Genomic DNA, 19,744 nt, shown 5'->3' with positions numbered 1-19,744 from the left:
TTCTGTTGTACTTTGCAGACATAAATCAAACCTGATGAAAAAACTGCTCTCGGTTATATCCATTGTTTTTATATTAATTTCTTGCGATGAGACTAAAAAAGAAGTCACAAGTACATCTAAAGAAAGAATTTTACCCGAATTGAAAACAGACCGGTACAATGTTGCTTTCTTACTAATGGATGGTACGTTCAATACGGAATTCACGGCGCCTTTCGATATTTTTCAACATACTCAATATCGGAAAAACATAAAAGCTATGAATACCTTTACTATAGCCAATACATTAGAACCTATAACCACATTTGAAGGGGTGCGGATTTTACCAGATTTTGACTATACTAGAGATTCACTTCCTATCATCGATATTTTAGTAGTGCCCAGTGCGGAACATCATTTAGACACCGATTTGAATGATTCTATTATGATAAACTTTGTGAAAAAAGTGGACAAAAACGCAATGTATATGACTAGCCATTGTGATGGCGCTTTCGTTTTGGCAAAAGCAGGTATTCTGAACGATGTGACGTCTACTACTTTTCCAAGTGATATTAAAACTTACCGAAAAATGTTTCCCCATTTGAAAGTAAAGGATAGCGTATTATTTGTTCATGATGGAAAATATATTACTTCTGCTGGAGGTGCCAAAAGTTTTGAGGCAGCACTTTACCTATGTGAAGTACTTTATGGAAAGGAAATAACAGAATCGCTCGCAGGAGGATTGGTAATAGATTGGGACCTAGAAAGCTTTCCAAAGCTAATTGTCAAAAAGTAGAAAAGCTACTCGTCTTTGGTTTCGTATCGCGCATCTTTTAAATACTTCGCTACAATTTCATTAAACTCTGGGGTAATTCGAAATAGTGCCGTATTTTCCAAAGCATACAACTCATCAGTATTTGTATACCCCGTTTTTAGAAGTTCTTCTAAATAAAAAAGTGCTGTGCCATAGTCTTCGACTTTTGAACTCAGGGAAATTATTTTCAAATACGGACTTTTATTTTTCGCATCGGTTATGGTATTTAACATCCATAAAAAAAGTAAAGCTTCTTCATCAACTGCACTGGGAGCTTTTACAATGTCAATATTATCAGCAATTAAATCGTTAACAAAAGATTTTAATCTTCTGCCCATTTGCTTTTCATAAAGATTGCTGCCCTTTTCATATTTATCCAATTCCTCCATTTGATATTTCCACCAACCTAAATTGTTGTAGTTATAGCTCAGCACATCTTCTTCAAGATAATACGAATAATCATCTTTGATAAGGTTCTCCTTAAAAAAGGTAGCATTCTGACTTCGCTTATTTGAGCGAAATAGTTTTGTTTTTCTTAGTGTTTTAGTGCTTTCCTTAAGCGAATCTACATTTTTGAAATTCCGGTAAATACCGGTCATTTCTGTTAAGCGTTTGTCAGCCCTAAGAGCTTTCCCTGAAGTCAGCAAGGCACTCACCTCCCCTAGGTTCGTTTTATACGTATTACTAATAAAAGCATCATTTCTCGGTTCAATTCCACTATTCATTGCTGACAAGGTGAAAATTTCCATAGCCTTGGCTAAATAGCTTGATTCCGGCCATTTCTTTCCGCCATCAAATACAAAAAGTTGATTGGGAAACTTTAATTTGTCCAGCACTTTTTGATTATTTTTCATAGATAAGAAGTTGTAGTCTTCGTTACCTACAATACCTATGAAATGAAACTTATTCTTGCTGCTCAAAACCGCTTCATTTGCAACGGCAGACCCACAAGAGATAACACCCTTAATTTTTTTTACAAAGGTCGGCATCAAAGAGGCCAAACGTGCTCCACCTGAAAACCCAGCTGTGTAGCTTCGGTTTTTCTTTATTGGTAATATGGAGTATACCGTACTGAACATTCTACTAGAAATGAGAATGTTTTTTGAAAGTGTGATACTATCATTTATGTTATTGGAAGCCGCCAAAACATACTCTTGTTCTTCCGCCGCCTGTCGTAACATACTTAGCACTTGCTTACCCCTTCCCTTCATATCGAACACAAAGACGATGGGCCACTTTTTTGAAGGATCAAAACTAGTTGGAAGATATAGGGCAAAATTTTCGGGAATAGTATCGTTTACCGGAATGGCATCTATTATAATTCCTTTTTTTAGAGTCAACTGTTGCGCAGTGCCATAAAAAGCCACACTAAGGAATAGGAGTAGTAATTTTTTCTTCATATATCAAATTGGCATCAAAAATCTAGCCAAAAAAGTAATGAACTAAAGTTACGCAATAATTACGTTAAGATTTTCAAAAAACTATTCTCCAATTGCCCCCATCTCAACTCCTTCAGAGTAAGCAACTTTGATATTATTAGAACTAAAGGCCGCTTTCATTGCCTTGTTAGCTTCAAATATAACCGACCAATAATCATCGGGTACAACATAAGGTCTTACCAAGAGCGTAATGTTATGACTATCAAATGTTTGTATTCCAATATCAGGAAGGGGATCTTTTAATACTTTAGGCAGCTCTAGCAAGGCTTCGATGATTATTTTCTTAACTTTTGGAAAACTCTCGTCATAAGGCATGGTAATCATAAGTTCAAGGCGTATCATTCCTTTTTCTGAAAAGTTGGTAACCACCGACTCGGTAATCATGGAATTGGGAATAATCAAAATCTTATTTCCTGGAGTCAATACATCGGTGCTAAAAATACCAATCTCTTCCACCCTACCGAATTTATCATCCAATTGAATCCAATCCCCAATTTTGTATGGTTTTAGGGAAAGTATCAAAATACCTGAGGCAAAATTTCCTAAGCTGCCTTGTAGCGCCATTCCAATAGCAAATCCCGCAGCAGCTAATATTGCAAACAAACCTGTAAGATCTGCACCAATTACCGATGCTATTGCAAAAAGAACGGCACCCTTTAGAAGAACCGACGCGGTGGAACCAATAAATGGGCGAAGGGTTTCTGAAAAGCCCGATTTCTCAAGGGCAAGATTCAATAATTGGACTAATTTTTTTACTACTTTAAAGCCGATCCAAAGAATTACTCCTGCTAAAACAATCTTGGGCAAAAAGAAAACGACCTTGTCGATGGCGATTTGAAGATACTCGTTGATTTTATCCATTTCCATAGCTTAAAATAAACGATAAAATCCTTTACCTACAAATATTAGGATGTATTTTATGACTGATTTTTAATAGCCTTCTGATATTTGATCAGCTCTTCTTTTACCCTTGGTATAAGAAGGAACAAACCTATCATATTAGGTACCAACATGGCAAATATCATGGCGTCAGAAAAATCTGTTACCGAACCTAAAGTGGCCGCTGAACCAATTACAACAAACACACAAAAAATGGTTTTATAGAGGTACTCCATTTTCCTGCCCCGCCCAAAAAGAAAAGACCAAGCTTGATGCCCATAGTATGACCACGATATCATTGAAGAGAATGCAAAGAGTACTACCGCAAAAGACAGCAAGTACGGAAACCATGAAATTCCACTTTTTAAGGCGTTTGACGTAAGCACCACCCCCTGCGCATCAGAAATTTCGGCCCCTACTTCAAGTTGTCCCGTAATAATGAGTACCAAAGCGGTCATCGTACAAATTACTACCGTGTCAATAAAAGGCTCTAAAAGTGCTACTAGACCTTCACTAGCCGCATAATTGGTTTTAACTGCGGAATGTGCAATCGATGACGATCCTATCCCCGCTTCGTTAGAAAAAGCCGCTCTTTTGAAACCTTGAACTAGAACTCCAACGAAACCGCCAACAATTCCTTCCGGTACAAAGGCTCCATCATAGATAGCCATAATGGCGTCCGGAATACTCGAATAATTTATAACCAAAATAGTAATTACCGCTAGCACGTATAGTACTACCATGGCCGGAACAATTTTATCGGTCACACTTGCGATTTTCTTAATACCACCAATAATTACGATACCTACAAGACTTGCCATAATCAATCCGAAGAGCCATCCCTTTCCATGAATAAAACTTTCTTCACCTCCTGAGACATATTCAAATAATTGAAAAGCTTGATTTACTTGAAACATATTACCGCCACCGAAGGATCCACCAATGCACATGACCGCGAAAATTATGGCTAGTACCTTTCCTAGTTTTTCCAGCCCCTTCTCTTTGAGTCCTTTCGTCAAATAGTACATTGGTCCACCAAAAACCCTTCCATTTTCATCGATTTCGCGGTACTTTACTCCAAGCGTACACTCCACAAACTTGGAAGCCATTCCTAAAAAACCTACCAAAATCATCCAAAAGGTTGCTCCGGGTCCACCGATGGAAAGTGCAATAGCGACACCTGCAATATTTCCCAAACCCACGGTCGCAGAAAGTGCTGCAGTTAATGCCTGGAAATGCGTAACTTCTCCGTCATGACCTTCTATTCGAACCGTATCCGGATTATACCCAACATCTGTATAAACCGATTCTGAAACTTGTAACGGGGTATTATTTTCCAAATCGTCATACTTCCCCTGAACAATTCGAATCGCGGTACGAAATCCTGTAAAATTTATCCCTCTGAAATAAAAGGTGAAACAACTTGCCCCTAGAAGGAGTACCACCAAAACCCATGGAACACCAACTTCATCAGTAATTGGAATCTGGGCAAAAATAGCATCAACGAACCAACCAGTTGCGTTTTCAAATTTTTCATTGATTTGGTCGTCTAAAGAGCTCTGCGCATTGATAAAATGGGAAATCAAAAATAGAATTAGGAATAGAATTGCACGTGCCATTTACTTTAGATTAATTCCTGACAAGGTGCATTTTAAGCTAAGAAACAACAAGACTAAACATTGGTTAAAAATCAGAATGGCGTTGGTGAAATACTAGCTAAATAGATAAGTTTAATGTAGAATTAATTGGCTTTTAGGGTAGCATATCGCAACATGTCATTTTCAAGCGCATATTGAATAAGCTGATTCTTTCCCGCAGAACCACTAATATGCAAGGCCTTTTTAATTTGATGTATATGGGTTTGGAATCCGTCGACACTTATGTGCATTGCCTCGGCGATTTCGGTGTACGATTTTTCATTTCCTAAAATCCCTAAATTCCCCAGGACTTCCTTTTGTCTATCGGAAAGGTTAATTTTAGTAGTCTCTGTAAGGGTTTCCAAATCGGTAGTCAATCTTGAAATGGTATCTAGATGGCTGCTGTTTGCAATTTTTAATTTCGAATTCTCTTCTTCCAATTTTCCTTTTTCAATCAATACTTCGTCCAAGCGAGATTGCTTCTTCTCCTTTTCTGACAAGAATTTCCAGCTGTACAATAGAATGGAAAACAAAAGAATAAAAAGAAACTTAAATGAAATGGAAGTAACGGTGCCAAGGGTAATCCAGGAATCCTTTGAAATAAAATCCGGGATTCGTTCTTCGGGTATTATTCGATGTGTCACGGCAATCAAAATGAGCATAAAAAGCGCAAGACATGGTAAAACCATGAATCGCATATTTCTATTACTAAAAGCTTTATTTAAAGCATTCAGCAAGGCAATAGCAACCACTATAGAAATTGGAATATCGATTAACCATATCAATGAATTGCTGATAGCCGAATTGGTGAAAGAAGCAGCAAAAAAAACAAAAGTGAGCATTCCCATAATGCCCAAATAAATAGAAATAAATTCCCTCTCAGAAAAGCGTTCAACCAAACGAATAATTATACTCCGTTGGCCTTTATATTCAATGGATGGTATAGACAGGAGTATAAATAGTGAGTTCAATAGGGAAATCAGTACGCCAAAATAGGTAAGAATTTTGTTGGTAGGTGACCAATCTAAATGGGAAACTGCAATCAGGTTGAATAAGGCCCCAAGGCCCCACACGAAAATAGCTAGCCCAAACCATAGGATGCCTTTGACCTCATCTGCATTGGCCACATTGCTTTTTTCTTTTTTGTAAATGCGTTGAATGACAATAGCTGTAATCAAACAGACTATAGCCGTAATCGCATATTCCAAAATAACTTGCATTCCTAAGTTCTATTTGATTTTAAATTTAGCCAAAATTGTGTGCTTCCCACTATGTAATCAATGCTTAACCATCCCTTTTTAGTATCGGTGCATTCGAAACAACATTAGAAAGAATAATATGCGTTCGTGTTTCACCATATTGAATAAGTTTATCAATAAACTTTTCTAAATGGAATTGATCTTTTAAAACCACCTCCATTACAATGTTCTCATTACCCGTAATTCGGTAGCAATTTATTACCTCTTTAAAGTCAATAACTGTATTAAGAAAAGGCTTCAACTTTCCCATAAAAGCACGAAGTGTGATTATGGCTTTTAACTGATGTCCCGTTTTGGCATGAGAGACTTTGGCAGTATAGCCTTCAAGTATTTCTAGGTCTTCCATTTTCTTAACTCGCTCTGCTACAGCAGGTGGAGTTAGGCCTACTTTTCGACCAATATCAGCGAAAGAAGTTCTTGCATTTTCCTGCAGGCATTCCAGTATCTTCCAATTCAAATCATCTATCTTAATATTCATAGGTAAATCAGATAAATATATTAGTATCGAAAGTAAATATACTATTTCCCTATTGATTCTAAAGAAATATAGTTGGTTTGTGACGTAACTTTATAATATAATTGCTATTACAAAGAAAACATGTCTTCAGAAAATTTTGGCGCTGTAAAGGTTTATCAAAAAGCCGAATCTCTTTATGAGCTTAGTCGGCATCTGGTATCGTATGTTTCATTCAATAAGGACCTTGTGAAACTATATCAATCGAATAGCTTACGGGACATAATAGCAAATTCCCTTCTTACTGATGCTCGTTTAATCTCTAAGAATATGGCCCAGGCCTTGTCTTCAAAATCATACAGTGAAAGACTACGGAACGCTACCTTTATCAATATCATGATTCGCAATATTAACTCATATTGCACCGGCTTGGAAAAAGATGGCGTTAAGGAAAAAGAATACCTAAATCTATTACGCTCAGAAATCAAAAGTTTTCGAAAATCGTATTTAAAGTGGATTCGAACTTTACCGAATTCATCCGATGATTCTCCTAGCTAAGTTTTGTTCCAAAAAGACTACTTCACGTAAAATCACAATTTTCGCTTAGTTTGCTGTTTTTAATATTCTAATTTTGTATTTAAAATTGGAACTATTGAAAACAACTATTCTTATTAATTGTCCAGATCAATCCGGTATCATCTGTTCAGTAACGGGATTTATTCAAGCGAAAGGAGGAAATGTAATCTACCTAGATCAACACGTCGATAAACAAGCCAATATTTTTTTCATGCGTTTAGAGACTGATTTCAATGGGTCTGACCAATTTTCAGCAACTACTTTCAAAGAAGAGTTTTTAAGTTCCATAGCGGCGCCATATAAAATGGAGTGTGAAATTTATATAGATACCGTGGTTCCTAAAATGGCTCTTTTTGTATCAAAATACAACCATTGTCTTTATGATATTTTAAGTAGATATAAGTCTGGGGAATTACATGTTGAGATTCCTTTTATTATTAGCAATCATGAGGACTTGCGCTATATTGCAAATCAGTTTGACATTCCTTTTTACCATATTCCCATATCGAAAGAAAACAAGTCGGCAGCCGAAGATGAACAATTGAAATTGTTGAAAGAACATCAAGTTGATTTTTTTGTTCTTGCACGTTACATGCAAATCGTAAGTGAGAAGATTATTAGCCATTATCCTAATAAAATTATAAACATCCATCACTCTTTTTTACCCGCCTTTGCAGGTGCAAAGCCCTACCATGCGGCCTTTAAACGAGGCGTCAAAATTATCGGAGCTACTAGTCACTATGTAACAGAGGCTTTAGATGCTGGGCCAATTATTGAACAAGACGTGGCTACAGTTTCGCACTCACATAGTATTAAGGACTTTATCGCCAAAGGAAGAGACTTAGAGAAAATAGTATTATCTCGTGCCGTAAAATTACATCTACAGCGCAAAACAATGGTTTATAACAATAAGACCGTAATCTTCGCATAAAAGGTTTCTTTTTCTTTTAGTACCAATTTAAATACGATAGGCAAGGCTTTTTCGTTGTAGGGATGTTACACCTCTAAACATTTCAAAATGAAAAAATTAATCTTAGTATTGCTCATATTTCAACTTTTTGGTTGTGGCGAACTACAACAAGTGGTAAATCAACTTCCTCAAGGAACTTCGGGTGTTGGAACTTTAGATATAGCCGCAGGTCTTCGTGAAGCATTAGATTTAGGAATTGACAAACAGGTTAGCAGATTGACTCAAGAAGATGGTTTCTTGAAAAACGAGCTGGTCAAAATTTTACTCCCCGAGGAATTACAAAAAGTAGACAAAACACTTCGTGATGTCGGTTTGGGCAAGTTAGCGGATGAAGGGCTCAAGGTATTGAACCGTGCTGCTGAAGATGCCGTTGGGGAGGCAACACCAATTTTCGTAGATGCCGTAAAAGGTATTACATTTAATGATGCTAAAGGAATTCTTTTAGGCAAAGACGATGCGGCTACACAATACCTTACCAATGCAACTCAAACGGCACTTTATTCAAAGTTTAATCCCGTAATAAAGAATTCATTCGAAAAGGTCGGGGCCGACCGAATATGGAACAATTTAATTACAAAGTATAACAACATTCCTCTAACGAAAAACGTAAATCCTGACCTGACTGACTACGTCACCCAGGAAGCCTTGAATGGAGTTTATACAATGATTGCCGTAGAAGAAAAAGAAATAAGAACTAAAGTTTCTTCGAGAACTACAGATCTTTTGAGAAAGGTGTTTGTACTTCAAGATTAATGTTAAAATTATTACCCTCTTTTATACTATTCTCGCTTTTATAGCGTTGTATTTTTAGAGAACCTTATTAAAAATATTTCGAAAGTTTCAAGGAACTTTTTAGTACAAATTTGAGTTAGTAATTTTTTGAGTTAGTTAGTTAAAACCGGTGGGAGCACCGGTTTTTTTTGTGCTTTTTTTGAACTTACCGCTTTTATATTATGGGTTGGTCAAAAACTCTTAAGTCTTAACAAATACTACGTTTCACCCATAAGACCTACCTTTTATTTACCCAAATAAAAGGTAAGTTATTATCGGGAATTACTTTTTTTTTTATGATTTCTGGATTTGACTTGTATTTATTCCTACCTTAATACTGGCTAATTCATTCATCAATCATTATGAGACTACTGGGAATACTAATCACATTCTTGCTCACAATAACGCCAAGCTACTCTAGTCCGTCCATAGACTTTAGTGGTATTGCTGGTGTGGTAGACCCCAATACCCTTCAACAATTGTTTTTGAATATTAATTTTCCGGGTGTAGCTGAAACACTTGTAAAGCCTGCTTTTGATTCATCTCCCGATTTCACTTTTCTATCCTTTACATATTTATATGTCGCATTAATCGGTTTTTATATTGCGATTATTCTTCATTTTAATAAGAAAGTTGAATCCACTGCCAAGATATTGATAAGCGCCTTTATATTTATCCATTCTATTTTTATACTTCATATTTTTCTTAGTATAACAAAATATCAATTTCAATTTCCGCACACTTATCGTCTATCAACAGTTTTTTCTTTTTTGTATGGGCCCCTACTCTATCTATATTTTAAGAGAATAACACAACAACATAGATTCAAAAAAATTGACCTTTTACATTTTTTACCAACTTTGATATTTGCTATTTACCTATTTCCAGGCTATTTAATGTCTGCAGATGAAAAGCTGGAAATCATGCTAGGGCGCGCCAACATTGGAAGAAGTTTTTCCGATGTTTCTATAATCGTTTTAAAACTATTATCCTTATTGATTTATGGGTATTTCATAAGAAGAATGTACATGGCATCAAAAAAGAATATTCAACTTGATAGAGAAAATAAAATATGGCAGAAAAACATTTTTATAATCCACATGCTTTATGTTGTATGTTATTCAGTGTATGGGACACTGTTGGCAAATAATATTAATTTTGGGGTTTTATACCATATTCAAGTAGTGTGTATGGCTTCAATGGTCATGTATCTCGGATATTCTGCAAATGTCCAACCTGGTGTTTTCAATGGGTCTTTTTCATTCAATAAACTCTTATTTAAGTACAAAAAATCGGGACTTACCAAGAGTTTGTCGCTTGAATTAAAGGAAAATCTGATTTATTTATTTGATAAAGAAAAAATCTATAAAGAGAGTAATCTTTGCCTTGATACCCTTTCTGATAAGCTCAATACAACAAGACACAATGCTTCACAGGTAATCAATGAGCATTTTAAAATGAGTTTTCATGAATTAATTAACACATATAGGATACAGGAAGCAAAAGCAATTTTAAATAGTGACATCAAAAAGAATTTGAACATCATAGATGTCGCCTATGAAGTTGGCTACAATAACAAAGTTACATTTAACAAAGCTTTTAAGAAAGATACTCAGCTCACCCCTAGCCAATATCAAAGAATCGCAATTACTACTTAGAGGTAAACCTCTCGTAAACTTTTATCGGAAAAGTAAACGTTTATCAGACTTTCCTAAGCATTGCTCCAAAGTCTTTAATTTCAAGTCCATCAATCAAATTATAAACGGCAGTTCTGAAGGTTATACTCGTAGAAATCATTCTTCTTTTCTCATTTTGGAGTAGTTATTTGAATTAGTCATCAAAGAACCCATTCGGAACTGCCTTTATTGTAAACTTCACATTTCTAGTCTTACGTTAAAAAAATAATAGATGTTCATATTATCATTTCCCTACTTTGAGCTCAACTCGATTTCTTGTATTGGAATTACTTCAGAAATTCAATTCCGATATCACATTAACGAAACCGTCTGAATACCATTCTGAATACCGTAAATCGAAGGTAAAAATTCGTCGGAAAAGGAAACGTTTATCAGTCTTTCCCAAAAAAAAGTTAAGAGCCTGTTACTTTGATATCAGTGACTAACTCAATGTAAAAAAAGCAGCTCTGAAACTTTACTTCTAAAAAAGAACTTCTGTCTCAGTTTTTAGGGTAATTATTTGAATTAGCTATCAACATTCAGGGCTGCACTTTACATCTAAAATCTATTTAAATATGAGAAAAAGAATTCATTGGATGTTCATGCTATGTCTACTTGGTATATCATGGACACAGGCACAAGAAAAATCTATTACCGGTAACATTACCGACCAAGATGATGTACACTTACCCGGTGTGAACATTTTGGTAAAAGGTACAACGACGGGGACACAATCTGATTTTGATGGCAACTACGCCATCCAAGCTAGTATGGGAGACGTTTTAGTCTTTTCATATTTAGGACAGGCTACGACTGAAAGGCGAATTACGGAATCCAATACAATAAATGTTCAAATGCAAGAGGATGCCGAAGCCTTAGAAGAGGTAGTTGTTGTTGGATACGGAAATCAATTGGAAAAGAAGATTATTCAAAATGTGGCTCTAATAAAAGAAGAGGCCATTGAAAATCTTCAGGTCGTATCCGCAGACCAACTTTTACAAGGTCAAAGTGCAGGAACCCAGATTGTAAATGCCTCAGGGGTATTGGGTTCGGCCGCTGTTATACGGGTTCGTGGAGTGAATTCCATAAACTCTGGTAGTCAACCTTTGATTGTAATTGATGGTGTACCAATCACCGATACCGCTGGTAATACCTTAAATAGAGGTGGAAATACGGGAATCAATCCATTATCCTATGTAAACCCCAATGATATTGCTTCCCTTACTGTATTAAAAGATGCAGGGGCAACTTCTATTTATGGATCTAGAGGCGCGAATGGGGTTATCTTGATTACCACGAAGAAGGGGAAAAAGAATTCAAAAACGACCTTAACCTTGGATGTCAACACTCAATTTTCCCAATCTACTGATGTTCCAGATATTTTAACAGCTGATGAGTTTCGTCAATTTAAATCGGAAGTAGCAACGATTCAAAATGGAACACCAACATCTCCTGAAGATTTAAATCTAGGTGCTATTGGTTCTGGTGGGACAGATTGGTTGGCTGGTGTACAAAGAACAGGTATATCACAAAACTATAATATGGGCATCAGAGGAGGTGGAGAAAAAACCACCTTCTTCTTCGGACTGGATTACCAGGATACCGAAGGGTTCATTATAGGAAACGATCAACAAAGAGCCGGTGCAAGAATAAATATAGATACGGAAGTTAATGACTGGTTAAAGGCCGGTATGAACTTGGGAATAACAAATAATCGTCTCAATCGTGTTAGTGTTGAGAATAGTATCAATGCCCCTTTCACAACTGCCTTTTTACAAAGTCCGGTGGTGGCAGCTTTTGATGATGAAGGTAATTTTGCCCAATCCGGTTCATTTATTCCGAATATTTTTGCGAGAGTTGCTTTGAATACGGATGAGCTAAAAACATTTAGAGTCATCGGAAACGCTTTTACTGAGATAACTCCCTTCGAGGGGTTGACATGGCGTTCCGAATTCGGAACTGATAGGTTAGACCTAGAAGAAACCCTTAGAAATGCAGAATTCAATACACCAGGAGGCTCCGCGCAACAGGTAAGTGTACGTGAAGAACGATGGTTGACAAATCAAACATTAAATTACACGGCAAGCTTTAATGAAAATCATAACCTCACGATACTCGCAGGTCTTAACTATGAAGAAACTTTAAGAACCCGTTTAAATGTGACCTCGACAGGATTCCTGACCGATGACCTAAGAAACCTAGGCTCTGGGGCAACACCCACCGTACTTAACGGTGATCGATTTCCTTCCCGTTTATTTGGTCTATTCTCAAGACTATCCTATGACTATAAAGGAAAGTACTTGGTAGAAGGGTCTATTCGTAGAGATGGTTCCTCACGTTTTGGCGCGAACAATCGTTTTGGTTATTTCTGGTCAGCAGCTGCTGGTTGGATACTATCCGAAGAACCATTTATTCAAGACCTCAATTTCTTTGATTATTTATCTATTAGAGGAAGTATTGGTACCGTAGGTAATGATCGTTTAGGGACATTTCCTTCATTGGGCCTATTTAGTGCTGGAGGGTTAGGAGATTATAACGGCGAATCAGGTGTAATACCAAATCAACCAGAGAACCCAGATTTAAAATGGGAAGAAAGTAAAACCATTGATATTGGTTTAAAATCTTCATTCTTAAAGGGCCGGGTTAATTTTAATGTTTCGTATTTCAAGAAAAATACAACTGATTTACTGCTGAATCAAATTTTACCCCCTCAAACTGGCTTTACTTCTATAAGCAGAAATATTGGGGAAATGGAAAATTCCGGTTTTGAATTTGAGTTAAGCACAGTGAACGTTCGCACAGAAAATTTCACTTGGCGTACGAACTTTAATCTTACAACAATCGATAACCAGGTCATACAACTCAATGAAGATGCAGCAACAGATGCAGAAGGTAGAAGAATTATCGATGGGCCCATCCAACGTGCTATTGAGGGTGAATCTCTGAATAATTTTTTCTTGATTCGATATGTGGGTGTAAACCCTCAAACCGGAGACGCAGAATGGTTGGATGTCGATGGAAATATTACAACGGATCCTGGAACGGGTGATAGGGTTGTTGTAGGTAGTCCGTTGCCTGAATTCTCAGGGGGTATGACCAATACCTTCAAATACAAAAATTTCGACCTATCTGTCTTAATGAACTACTCCTACGGTAACGATATTGTTCTTGACGGACTGCGATTCGCAGATGGTAATGATGCTATTGGAGGAATTGTTAACATTCGAAGACAAAACTTGAACTACTGGAGACAAGCAGGTGATAATGCTTTTTTACCAAGTCCTTCAAGCCCTACTTTTAATTTGTTCAATCAAAGATCATCACAACAGTTATTAGATGGATCCTATTTGAGACTAAAAAATATAACTCTAGGATACAATCTTCCCGAAAGAGCACTTGATCGTTTAGGGAATTTTGTCTCTAACGTACGCTTTTATGCAACGGCAACAAATCTATTTACAATTAAAGGAGATGAACTAGATGGTATTGATCCTGAAGTAACTGATGACATAGATCCACTATTTCAAGGAGAAACGTTTTTTACAGCTCCGCAATCTCAGGCATACTCACTAGGCGTCCGTTTAACTTTTTAATAATAATAGCAATGAAAACAATAAAAATAATAGTAGTACTGTTTGTCCTTACATTTACTTTTTCGTGTGAAGACCAATTGAATGTAGTACCTGAAGATAACGTTGCTTCTAATACCGTATTTGGAAGTCTAGCCACTATAAATGGAGCAGTTGTAGGTATCTATAGCAAGAACCAAAGTGGTGATTTAAATGGAATGCCACAACTGACCACAGATTTTATGGCAGACGATGTCAATTTCGTAGGAAGTTTTCCTTCCTTACAAGAAATAGACCAATTCGAAACCCTGGCAACGAATGCTTCTATTGACAATATTTGGTTAGATGCCTACGAGTTGATTGGTGCCGCCAACAATATAATTGTCAATTTACCCGATGTAAGCCCTGATGAAGTAACGGGTTTGACGGAGGCTGATAAGTCAAAATTTATTGCAGAAGCAAAATTTCTTAGGGCATTGACGAATTTTCAACTTGTGAATCTTTTTGCTCAACCTTTTCAAATATCGGCGGGCACCAACCTCGGAATTCCTCTGGTCACACAACCTTTTGAAGGAGGCGATATTTCAGAGTTCCAACTGGAACGCTCAACGGTCAATGAAGTACACGCTGCAGTACAGCAAGATCTGCTCGACGCAATCGCAACCTTACCAGAAGATAATGCGTTAAGAGCTAGTGCCGGGGCCGCTAGGGCATTATTGGCTAGACTACATCTATACCGGGAAGAATGGACACAGGCTGCAGATTTTGCAAATCAGGTGATTTCTTCAGGCCAATATGCTTTAGCAGCTGATTATGATTTCTATGATGACAATCCGGGTTCTACTGAAAATATCTTCTCTGCAATCAATACAGCGACAGATGGTCCTCAGGAAACGGCGGGATCAGACGAGGTGTATGTGAATTTTTATAATGCTGCGCCAGGTGGTAGGGGCGATGCTCCTTTTAGCCAAGACCTGATTGATACTTTTGCAGCAGAGACGGGTGACCGAAGGTTCAGTGAGTTATCGGTACCAGCTTCGGATGCCGGGGGTAATGACACATTTTTCACTACTAAATATCCTGACGTGGTAAACAACGCTTCGGATGGCATGATACTTCGTATTACCGAAATGTATTTGATTCGAGCTGAAGCTAATTTTCAAAATAGTACTTCTGTAGGCGATACACCGATAAATGATATAAATCGTTTGCGCTCAAGAGCTGGATTGGCTGACTTAGGTTCAGTGAACCTAGAAGCGATTCTATTAGAAAGAAGAAAAGAACTATGCTTTGAAGGGCACCGTAGAATGGATTTGTTACGAAATAATCAAAACCTACGACCTAGTGGTGGCGCAAACTCTGCACCAGGAGCCGACAAGGTAATATTTCCTATTGTGGAAGATGAGACTACCAATAATCCAAACATCACTCAGAACCCTGGTAATTTTTAGTCTATTTATAGTTAGTGCTATATAGATAGAAGGCCACCTGACCATTTAAGTTCGGTGGCCTTTGAATTAAATTGATACACAAAAAGAATTATGAAACGAATATCCTTCATTCCTATTCTAGTGCTGGCATGCGCCTCAACCTACGGGCAAATACAACAGGTAAACAATGGTCGCCTAGATGAATTGGTTTTTTATGTGGGTACCAATTCTATTGAATATGATGATGAATCAGAGGGTTCTCCTTATTTAAGCGAGGCCTTTATTCCAGCCAATATAAACGGACTAAAGGAAACTCAATTCGTGCGGTTTAATGCTGTAGAAAGCATTATTGAACTTAAAGATATGGACGACGTACTAACGCTATCCAACTCGTACGATTATATAATAGAACTACTCGATGGTTCCGAAAAAATGTATGAAACACATGTGTTTATCAATGAGGATAGAACTACTGGAAGTTCATTCTTTGAAAAGCTCCACTCTTCAGAAAAATACACTCTCTTTTTAAAAGAGCGTATAATTTATACTCCGCCAAAAAAAGCCAAGAGTAGCTATGAGCAAGATGTTCCGGGAAAATTCAAAAAAGGAAGGGCTCTTTTCTATTTAACCGATCTAAATCTAACGAATGATTCATTAATGGAGGTTCCTAGAAAAAAGAAAAACTTTTTGTCTCTTTTTAAAGGAAAAAGAAAATCAGTCGAAAAGTTTATGAAAATGGAGAAACTTAAACCAGAAAAAAAAGAGGATATAATTAGAATCCTAAATTTCTACTTTAGACAATAAAAATTATACTTTAGACAAATTCATATTCTGTTCTTTCAAAGTTTTCTGAACAAGAATAGATTCCCAACTTATATCGGAGACATAATTAATGACCAACCTATTAAAAATTTGAGGTTGCTCAACATTTACGACATGTCCGCAATCTTCTATAGTAATAAGGCTTGATTTCGTGTGTTTATCCACTATCTTTTTAACCGATGGAAGAAAAAGATAGTCTTCCCCGCCCATTACATATAAGGTTGGTATTTTAATATCCGCACTTCTAAAAAACCGAAGCAACGGATTTATTTCTGCCGTCAATTTAAACCATCTGATAAATTCTTTTTGATAAAGCTTTTTAGCTTCCCGAACAAAAAGTAATCTTGATTCTTTGTGATTGCTATTAGGCATAATTACAAATGCAAAAAATTTATACAACCATAAATAAGGTACAACCGATTTAAAAATAATTCCCAATCGAATCAAAACCTGAGATCGGAAATTTAGTTTCATAATCGCCCCACCCATAACCATACTTTCCACCATATCGGGATAACGCTCCGCAATGTTCCGGATAAGAATTGTCCCTAAGGAAATACCTATAAAATGTGATTTCTTGATTTTGAGGTGATGAATCACTTCAACAATATCATCTGTAATGGAATCAAAGGTATACTGATCACTAAAGGCGTCCTTTAAAGTAGGTTTCGAATCGCCATGTCCTCGCAAATCTAAAAGAAGAACATTAAAGTGCTTTCGAAACTCACGTACTTGCTTAAACCATATAGAAGAACTACCACCCGCACCATGCACGAATGTCACCCAAATAGTAGACTCTTGATGAGTATATGTAGTATAATTTAACAAAGTGTTCTCTCGACGTTGCTAAAAGAGCAACATTGCAAGGTAAAAAAACTTTTACTAGAGCATTCCCTTTTAACGGATAATTTAACATAATCATCGAACGACGTTTGTTACGTCTGATTACGAAAGTGTTAAGAAATTATCAAAAGAACTGATTTATAGACAAATATGACGATTCTTTACGTCCAAAAATGCATTCTGCACGTATCTTTATCAGAACAAAGATTAAGACTATGGAAAAGCAATATTGCAAAGTAGGTGCAGTAACACCTATGAGTAACGGAAGACAAGCAGTTCACATTTTGGAGTATCAGTACCAAAACTTTATGGAAAGAGCATCAAGTATTAATGATGCAAAGCTTGTAGAGTATTTTGAAGGAAAAGCTCAAAAAATCAAAAAGATTTTAGAGAATTTGGTATAACTATTTTAGTTTCCCCAGTTCCCCTGCCATCTTGACCTGAATATATTTAGCACTTTCTGCAGCGGCTTCCGCAAAATCCTGATTATTTGAAGCGTATATAATTCCTCTTGAGGAATTAATGAGCAATCCTACTTGATTGTTCATCCCGTATTTGCATACTTCTTCTAAGCTTCCACCCTGGGCTCCTACTCCTGGCACCAATAAAAAGCTATTGGGAATCAATTCACGGATTTCAGTCAAGAAACTAGCTTTTGTTGCTCCTACCACATACATCAGGTTTTTAGCATTCTCATAACTTTGAGAGGTTTCTAAAACTGTTTTATACAATTCTTTACCATCAATCATTTTAGTTTGATAATCATAAGCCCCTTGGTTAGAAGTTAAGGCCAAGAGTATGGTATGCTTATTTTCAAATGCTAAAAAAGGTTCTACGGAATCTTTACCCATATAAGGGGCAATGGTAATCGAATCAAACTCTAAATCCTCGAAAAATGCTTTTGCGTATCGTGTTGAAGTATTCCCAATATCCCCCCGTTTTGCATCAGCAATGGTAAATATCTCTGGATGATTTACATTCAGGTATTTTATGGTCTTTTCTAAAGCCTGCCAACCCTTGATACCGTAGGCTTCATAAAAAGCAATGTTTGGTTTATAAGCAACACACAAATGATGAGTAGCGTCAATAATCGCTTTATTAAAAGCAAAAATAGGGTCTTCCTCTTCCAATAAATGATTAGGAATCTTCTCTAAATCAGTGTCTAAACCAATACAGAGAAAAGATTGTTTTTTATGGATTTGCTGTACTAGCTCTTCTGTAGTCATTCAATTTCGATTAGAAGGTCTCTGAGGCCTCCTTTAATTTCTCCGTATTCTCAACGGCGCGAAGTTCTTCTACTATTTTTTTAATATCACCATTAATGATATTCTGTAAATCATAAAGCGTAAGTCCGATACGGTGGTCTGTAACCCTGCCTTGGGCATAGTTATAGGTTCTAATCTTCGCAGAACGGTCACCACTACTCACTTGCGAATTTCGTTTGGCAGCATCTTCTTCTTGCTTTTTGGCAAGTTCTAAATCATACAAACGTGAACGTAAAACCCGAAAAGCTTTGTCCTTATTTTTATGTTGTGATTTTTGGTCTTGACATTGTGCTACTAATCCTGTTGGAATGTGCGTTAAGCGAACCGCCGAATAGGTTGTATTCACAGATTGCCCTCCAGGACCAGAGGAACAGAAAAAATCGATTCGAACATCTTTTGGGTCAATCTGCACATCAAAATCCTCGGCCTCAGGAAGCACCATTACCGTAGCAGCACTTGTATGCACTCGGCCCTGGGTTTCAGTTTGTGGCACACGCTGCACACGATGTACGCCAGCTTCGAATTTCAGCGTCCCGTAGACATCCGCTCCAGAAACTTCAAATTGAATTTCTTTGTAACCACCGCTGGTTCCCTCACTTAAATCAATTACATTGGTTTTCCAACCTCTTGATTCACAATATTTGGTATACATACGGAAAAGATCTCCAGCGAAAATACTGGCCTCATCTCCACCGGTTCCAGCCCGAATCTCCATAACCACATCTTTCTCATCTTCAGGATCTTTAGGAATCAACATCAATCTGATTTCCTCTTCTAACTTAGGAATGCCTTCCTTGGCTTCATCCAACTGCATTTTGGCCATTTCAACCATTTCAGGGTCGCTACCATCTGCAATTATTTCCTCGGCTTCCTCGAGATTACTTGTCAGCTCAACATATTGATCGCGTTTCGCTACAAGCTCTTTGAGATCACTATACTCCTTAGTTAATTTCACATAACGCTTTTGGTCTGAAATCACATCAGGTTGAATAATCAGGTCAGAAACCTCATCAAAACGTTGTTTTACAATGTTTAATTTGTCGATCATAGTGTAGCATCACTTGGACTGCGAATTTACAATAAATTTGTACATTTAAAGATATCACAAGTACTTCATGCAGCACTTTTTTAGTTTAAAAACACTTCAACTTGGTTTTCACTTTTACAGAAAATTTCTGCTTACCAGCCTTCTAATTACGCTATGGTTTGTGTTTTTAAAAATGTCATTGCTGCTTATGATAACATTGAAATTTTTGCTCCTTGGAATAGTGTTAGCATCTCATATTGAACCAAGCTTAAGGAAAAAATTGATTTTTTATAAAAACTTCGGGATTTCTTCGATGCCGCTCTTTTTTACTTCTTTC

Annotated in this window: 17 protein-coding genes; 9 read left to right on the top strand and 8 right to left on the bottom strand. The window is 36.9% G+C overall.

Going from position 1 to position 19,744, the window contains the following annotated elements; translation table 11 throughout:
* Nucleotides 1-34 precede the first annotated feature (34 nt).
* On the top strand, nucleotides 35-772 hold the full coding sequence (locus FEE95_RS19010; protein WP_138659619.1) for a DJ-1/PfpI family protein: 738 nt from the start codon (nucleotides 35-37) through the stop codon (nucleotides 770-772).
* 5 nt (nucleotides 773-777) lie between these two features.
* On the opposite strand, the gene FEE95_RS19005 is transcribed toward FEE95_RS19010, so the two are convergent.
* The 5 genes from FEE95_RS19005 to FEE95_RS18985 form a co-directional block, all read right to left on the bottom strand.
* Entirely contained in the window at nucleotides 778-2,190 is a 1,413-nt protein-coding gene (locus tag FEE95_RS19005) for an alpha/beta hydrolase (RefSeq protein ID WP_138659618.1), read from the bottom strand.
* A gap of 81 nt (nucleotides 2,191-2,271) precedes the next feature.
* A complete protein-coding gene (locus tag FEE95_RS19000) occupies nucleotides 2,272-3,090 on the bottom strand; it encodes a mechanosensitive ion channel family protein (RefSeq protein WP_138659617.1) in 819 nt (272 codons plus the stop codon).
* A 56-nt stretch (nucleotides 3,091-3,146) separates the two neighbouring features.
* Complete coding sequence (locus tag FEE95_RS18995; RefSeq protein WP_138659616.1) at nucleotides 3,147-4,727, bottom strand: alanine/glycine:cation symporter family protein; 1,581 nt, start codon at nucleotides 4,725-4,727, stop codon at nucleotides 3,147-3,149.
* Between the two features lie 122 nt (nucleotides 4,728-4,849).
* Nucleotides 4,850-5,965 (bottom strand): helix-turn-helix domain-containing protein, encoded by a 1,116-nt coding sequence (locus FEE95_RS18990; RefSeq protein ID WP_138659615.1) that lies wholly within the window; start codon nucleotides 5,963-5,965, stop codon nucleotides 4,850-4,852.
* 64 nt (nucleotides 5,966-6,029) lie between these two features.
* A complete protein-coding gene (locus tag FEE95_RS18985) occupies nucleotides 6,030-6,482 on the bottom strand; it encodes an Lrp/AsnC family transcriptional regulator (protein WP_138659614.1) in 453 nt (150 codons plus the stop codon).
* Nucleotides 6,483-6,602: 120 nt separating this feature from the next.
* Between FEE95_RS18985 and FEE95_RS18980 the strand changes: the two genes are divergently transcribed.
* The 7 genes from FEE95_RS18980 to FEE95_RS18950 all read left to right on the top strand — a co-directional run bounded on the left by FEE95_RS18980 (nucleotide 6,603) and on the right by FEE95_RS18950 (nucleotide 16,254).
* Complete coding sequence (locus tag FEE95_RS18980) at nucleotides 6,603-7,016, top strand: hypothetical protein (protein ID WP_138659613.1); 414 nt, start codon at nucleotides 6,603-6,605, stop codon at nucleotides 7,014-7,016.
* Between the two features lie 94 nt (nucleotides 7,017-7,110).
* On the top strand, nucleotides 7,111-7,965 hold the full coding sequence (gene purU / locus FEE95_RS18975; RefSeq protein WP_138659612.1) for a formyltetrahydrofolate deformylase: 855 nt from the start codon (nucleotides 7,111-7,113) through the stop codon (nucleotides 7,963-7,965).
* An 87-nt stretch (nucleotides 7,966-8,052) separates the two neighbouring features.
* Nucleotides 8,053-8,757, top strand: a complete 705-nt coding sequence (locus tag FEE95_RS18970; RefSeq protein ID WP_138659611.1) for a DUF4197 domain-containing protein — start codon at nucleotides 8,053-8,055, stop codon at nucleotides 8,755-8,757.
* Nucleotides 8,758-9,137: 380 nt separating this feature from the next.
* Complete coding sequence (locus FEE95_RS18965) at nucleotides 9,138-10,433, top strand: helix-turn-helix domain-containing protein (RefSeq protein ID WP_138659610.1); 1,296 nt, start codon at nucleotides 9,138-9,140, stop codon at nucleotides 10,431-10,433.
* A 593-nt stretch (nucleotides 10,434-11,026) separates the two neighbouring features.
* On the top strand, nucleotides 11,027-14,044 hold the full coding sequence (locus tag FEE95_RS18960; protein ID WP_138659609.1) for a SusC/RagA family TonB-linked outer membrane protein: 3,018 nt from the start codon (nucleotides 11,027-11,029) through the stop codon (nucleotides 14,042-14,044).
* Between the two features lie 11 nt (nucleotides 14,045-14,055).
* Nucleotides 14,056-15,471 (top strand): RagB/SusD family nutrient uptake outer membrane protein, encoded by a 1,416-nt coding sequence (locus FEE95_RS18955; RefSeq protein ID WP_138659608.1) that lies wholly within the window; start codon nucleotides 14,056-14,058, stop codon nucleotides 15,469-15,471.
* Nucleotides 15,472-15,561: 90 nt separating this feature from the next.
* Complete coding sequence (locus FEE95_RS18950; protein WP_138659607.1) at nucleotides 15,562-16,254, top strand: hypothetical protein; 693 nt, start codon at nucleotides 15,562-15,564, stop codon at nucleotides 16,252-16,254.
* Nucleotides 16,255-16,257: 3 nt separating this feature from the next.
* Here FEE95_RS18950 and FEE95_RS18945 read toward each other — a convergent pair whose 3' ends face one another.
* Nucleotides 16,258-17,100: an alpha/beta fold hydrolase gene (locus tag FEE95_RS18945; RefSeq protein ID WP_138659606.1), complete on the bottom strand. Its 843-nt coding sequence runs from the start codon at nucleotides 17,098-17,100 to the stop codon at nucleotides 16,258-16,260.
* A gap of 230 nt (nucleotides 17,101-17,330) precedes the next feature.
* Here FEE95_RS18945 and FEE95_RS18940 point away from each other — a divergent pair, with 230 nt between their 5' ends.
* Nucleotides 17,331-17,519, top strand: a complete 189-nt coding sequence (locus FEE95_RS18940) for a hypothetical protein (RefSeq protein WP_138659605.1) — start codon at nucleotides 17,331-17,333, stop codon at nucleotides 17,517-17,519.
* Here FEE95_RS18940 and pyrF read toward each other — a convergent pair whose 3' ends face one another.
* Nucleotides 17,520-18,341, bottom strand: coding sequence for an orotidine-5'-phosphate decarboxylase (gene pyrF / locus FEE95_RS18935; RefSeq protein ID WP_138659604.1), 822 nt, complete (start codon nucleotides 18,339-18,341; stop codon nucleotides 17,520-17,522).
* A 10-nt stretch (nucleotides 18,342-18,351) separates the two neighbouring features.
* Nucleotides 18,352-19,428 (bottom strand): peptide chain release factor 1, encoded by a 1,077-nt coding sequence (gene prfA, locus FEE95_RS18930; protein ID WP_138659603.1) that lies wholly within the window; start codon nucleotides 19,426-19,428, stop codon nucleotides 18,352-18,354.
* Between the last annotated feature and the right edge of the window lie 316 nt (nucleotides 19,429-19,744).

Origin of the sequence: Maribacter algarum (ex Zhang et al. 2020), from assembly GCF_005885635.1 — a bacterium.
GTDB classification, from domain to species: Bacteria; Bacteroidota; Bacteroidia; order Flavobacteriales; family Flavobacteriaceae; genus Maribacter_C; species Maribacter_C algarum.
This window is presented reverse-complemented; position numbering and strand designations above follow the sequence as displayed.